Annotated in this window: 4 protein-coding genes; 2 read left to right on the plus strand and 2 right to left on the minus strand. The window is 46.2% G+C overall.

The window, feature by feature from the left end; translation table 11 throughout:
- Positions 1-92: 92 nt before the first annotated feature.
- Together B7Y67_RS13195 and modB are read right to left on the minus strand one after the other, a co-directional pair.
- Positions 93-1,202 carry an ABC transporter ATP-binding protein gene (locus B7Y67_RS13195; RefSeq protein WP_293599049.1) on the minus strand — a complete coding sequence of 370 codons (1,110 nt, stop codon included), beginning with the start codon at positions 1,200-1,202 and terminating at the stop codon, positions 93-95.
- Positions 1,202-1,852: a molybdate ABC transporter permease subunit gene (gene modB / locus B7Y67_RS13200; protein ID WP_293599050.1), complete on the minus strand. Its 651-nt coding sequence runs from the start codon at positions 1,850-1,852 to the stop codon at positions 1,202-1,204. The genes B7Y67_RS13195 and modB overlap by 1 nt, the downstream gene beginning before the upstream one ends.
- A 101-nt stretch (positions 1,853-1,953) precedes the next feature.
- Between modB and B7Y67_RS13205 the strand changes: the two genes are divergently transcribed.
- Together B7Y67_RS13205 and soxC are read left to right on the plus strand one after the other, a co-directional pair.
- Complete coding sequence (locus B7Y67_RS13205; protein ID WP_293599051.1) at positions 1,954-2,295, plus strand: metalloregulator ArsR/SmtB family transcription factor; 342 nt, start codon at positions 1,954-1,956, stop codon at positions 2,293-2,295.
- A 37-nt stretch (positions 2,296-2,332) separates the two neighbouring features.
- A partial coding sequence (soxC, locus tag B7Y67_RS13210; protein ID WP_293599052.1) for a sulfite dehydrogenase occupies positions 2,333-3,499 on the plus strand: 1,167 nt, incomplete at its 3' end.

Genomic DNA, 3,499 nt, shown 5'->3' on the forward strand with positions numbered 1-3,499 from the left:
CGATAGCAGTTCCGGTAAGTAATACTGCTTTAACTAGATCGCTTGTTAGGCCAACGTCTAACAAGCGTTTTTGTCTTTAGTGAAGCGGGGATCTAGTGATCAACAAAGCGTCGTGGATCATTGATGGGTCGCAATGGCATGATATGAATTTGATTTCCATCAAGCTCGAGATGCATTTGACTACCGACCTCCATACATAACCTTCTCACTTCTGCAGAAGATGCCTCCCATTCAACGGTATTTACGCTACCTTCAATTCGCAACTGAATTACGGCGATCTGACCAAGGCTGCTCATCTTCTCTACTACTGTCGGTACGCTAGTCATCGTTGGGGTGACGTGAACGCTGAGGCCGCTCTGGGGGATAACCCAAGCCACGCGTACTTTAGGTGGAATTTTGCCTTTGTCGGCAACCCTAAAGAGTTGATTGCAACCATCCCAGCTTAAGTTACCCGCATCGAACACACCATGAAACATATTGCTAATGCCAACTAATTCAGCAACGCGAGAATTTCTTGGTCTTTGAAATAAAACCTGCGGCGCTGCAGTTTGCAGGCTAATGCCTTTGTCTATAACGGTAATCTGGTCTGCAAGTAAGTCTGCCTCACGTAAATCATGAGTGACCAATAGAATTGGGATATTCAGATCTTTTCTAAGATCTGCCAGAGTTTTATACAAACCCTGGCGGGTTGGGGCATCGATAGCTGAGAAGGGCTCATCCAGCAGCAATACTTTTGGTTGGCGCGCTAGAGCTCTGGCGAGTGCTACCCGTTGTTGTTGACCGCCAGAAAGTTGATGCGGCATTCGCTCGGCCAAATTAGAAATGCCCATTCGATCTAATAAATCCATACTGATAGTCTTGCGTTTACTTGTGGCAAGGCCAGAGTTTTGCAATGGAATCGATACATTGTCTAAGGCATTCAAATGTGGAAATAGGGCATATTGTTGAAATAAGAATCCACATGACCGTTGTGCGGGCTCTAGGTGAAGTGCATTACGATTCAGTTCATTGCCCTCAAACCAGATCATTCCTTCACACTGAATAACTCCGGTAGCAGGCTTGTTTAGGCCGGCAATGGTTCTGAGAACTGAAGTTTTGCCGCTCCCGGAGGGGCCAACTAAAGCATGCAACTCACCTGGCGCACATTCAAGATTGATTTGCAGTGGATTCGGGTAGGTTTGGCTAATCTTGATTTTTAGCATTAGCTCAAGCTCCCGCGGCGACCGCGATTCTGCCCAAATACCCCATATGAAAGCGCTATACAAACAAGAGATGTACCAAGGAGCACAAGCGCGATAGCGCCAGCACCAGCAGTATCAAAGCTCTGAACCTTGTCATAAATAGCAATGGAGGCTGTTTTGGTCTCCCCGGGTATTGCTCCGCCAACCATGAGGACAACGCCGAATTCACCAAGGGTGTGGGCAAAGGTAAGGGCGGCGGCACCGGTAATACCTCGCCAAGATAGCGGCAACTCGATCAACCGAAAGATTTGCCAATCACTCAGACCGCTCACCTGAGCTGCTTCTCTGATTTCAGGATTAATAGCCTCAAATGCTCTCTGGATAGGCTGAATGGCGAAGGGGATATTGACAATTAATGAGGCAATCAGAATGCCTGTGAATGAAAATACTATTGGGGAGCCAAAAATACTGGTATTACCAAAAGAAACCAGAAAGTAATAACCTAAAACAGTGGGCGGCAGGACTAATGGAAGTGCTAGGGCAGCCTCAATCCATGGCCGACTTTTATTGAGCTTAAGCAGCCTATGGACAACCCAGATCCCAAAGGGAAGAATTAGAGCCATAGTCCAAAAAGCAAGCTTTAGGGATAGCAGAATTGCATCAATATCCATTTTTTTGATTGTATTGCCTTTGAGGCTAGGGTATCCCACTATATAAGTGTTTGCCGCTTCGGTGTCCAATATGCATGTATACGCATATATAATCTCAGCCTGTGAATATCAAAGTAAAAGTTAAAAAAGCCACCAAAGACCTTTCTCCACAAGTGATGGAAAAGGTATTTGCTAATGTTGCTGAATATTTCAGCGTTCTTTCGGAGCCATCACGCCTGCGCATCATGTATGCAGTTTGCAGTGGGGAGAAGTCTGTTTCTGAGGTTGTTGAGTTGTGCGGCTCCAGTCAGGCCAATGTCTCTCGTCATCTTGCAGCCCTAAATAAAGCCGGAATTTTACTTAGGCGTAAAGAAGGTACAACCGTTTTTTACTCTATCGCTGATAACGCAACCGTAGAAATGTGTCAGACAGTCTGCGCAAAAATTGCCGAGAGTTTGCATTAATTTTTTTTAAGAATCTATTCATCAAAGTAGAGAACACATGACCAAAAAACAAATAGAGATCAGTGCGCAAGATATCAGCGCTATCGAAAAGCCAGCTAATCGTGCTCGTCTGGTTAAGGCTCCTGAGCATTTTATTTCTCAAGAACTGATTGCTGACATCAACGCCAATGGCTTGGATGAAAACCGTCGCGGCTTCTTGCGCAAGGGTTTCATGTCTGCTCTAGGTGGAGCGGCGGCAGGGCTAACAGCTCCGCTAGCGATGGCTGCTGGTGAGGGCGATCCTGCGATTCTGGAGAAGCAGGAATGGCAAACTACCCTTGGTAAGAATGTAGCAACTATGCCTTATGGTATGCCATCTATTTACGAGTCAAACTTGATTCGTCGAGAGTCTCCAGGCTTAACTCGAGTATCAGCAGCCTCAGTTGCCTTTACTCCGCTTCAAGGTTTGTTTGGAACAATCACTCCTAACGGATTGCATTTTGAGCGTCACCATCAAGGTTGGTACAACCTCAATCCTGAGACTCATCGCCTGATGGTTAATGGCTTAGTGAAAAACCCACGCGTTTTCACAATGAATGATTTGATGCGTTTGCCTTCAGTTTCTCGTACTCACTTTATTGAGTGTGGTGCTAATACTGGTCTTGAGTGGGGTAATGTTGCCGTACCTACTGTTCAGTACACGCACGGCATGCTTTCTTGCTGTGAGTTCACTGGCGTTCCTTTAAAAGTATTGCTTGAAGAATGTGGCGCTGACCTCAAAAAAGGCAAGTTCATGCTTGCTGAAGGTGGTGATGGTTCTGGCATGACTCGCACGATTAACTTGGAAAGCTGTTTAAACGACACTATCGTGGCTTGGGCGATGAACGGTGAGATGTTACGCCCTGAAAATGGTTTTCCATTACGTTTAGTGGTTCCTGGTGTTCAAGGAGTAAGTTGGGTGAAATGGTTGCGTCGCCTTGAAGTAGGTGATATGCCATGGAATGCGAAGGATGAGGCAGTTCACTATATTGAATTGATGCCGGATGGATCGCACCGTCAATATGCATCGATTCAAGAATGTAAATCGGTCATCACAACACCATCTGGTGGTCAGCAGTTGCTGGATAAAGGTTTCTACAACGTCAGCGGTATGGCTTGGTCTGGTCGCGGCAAGATCCGGCGTGTTGATGTTTCATTCGATGGTGGAAATAACTGGCGCACTGCT

The organism is Polynucleobacter sp. 35-46-11 (assembly GCF_002281105.1).

Bases quoted from the DNA above. Each gene is read 5' to 3' on its own strand.
- B7Y67_RS13195 (WP_293599049.1), bottom strand. From the start codon at position 1,202: ATGCTAAAAATCAAGATTAGCCAAACCTACCCGAATCCACTGCAAATC.
- modB (WP_293599050.1), bottom strand. From the start codon at position 1,852: ATGGATATTGATGCAATTCTGCTATCCCTAAAGCTTGCTTTTTGGACT.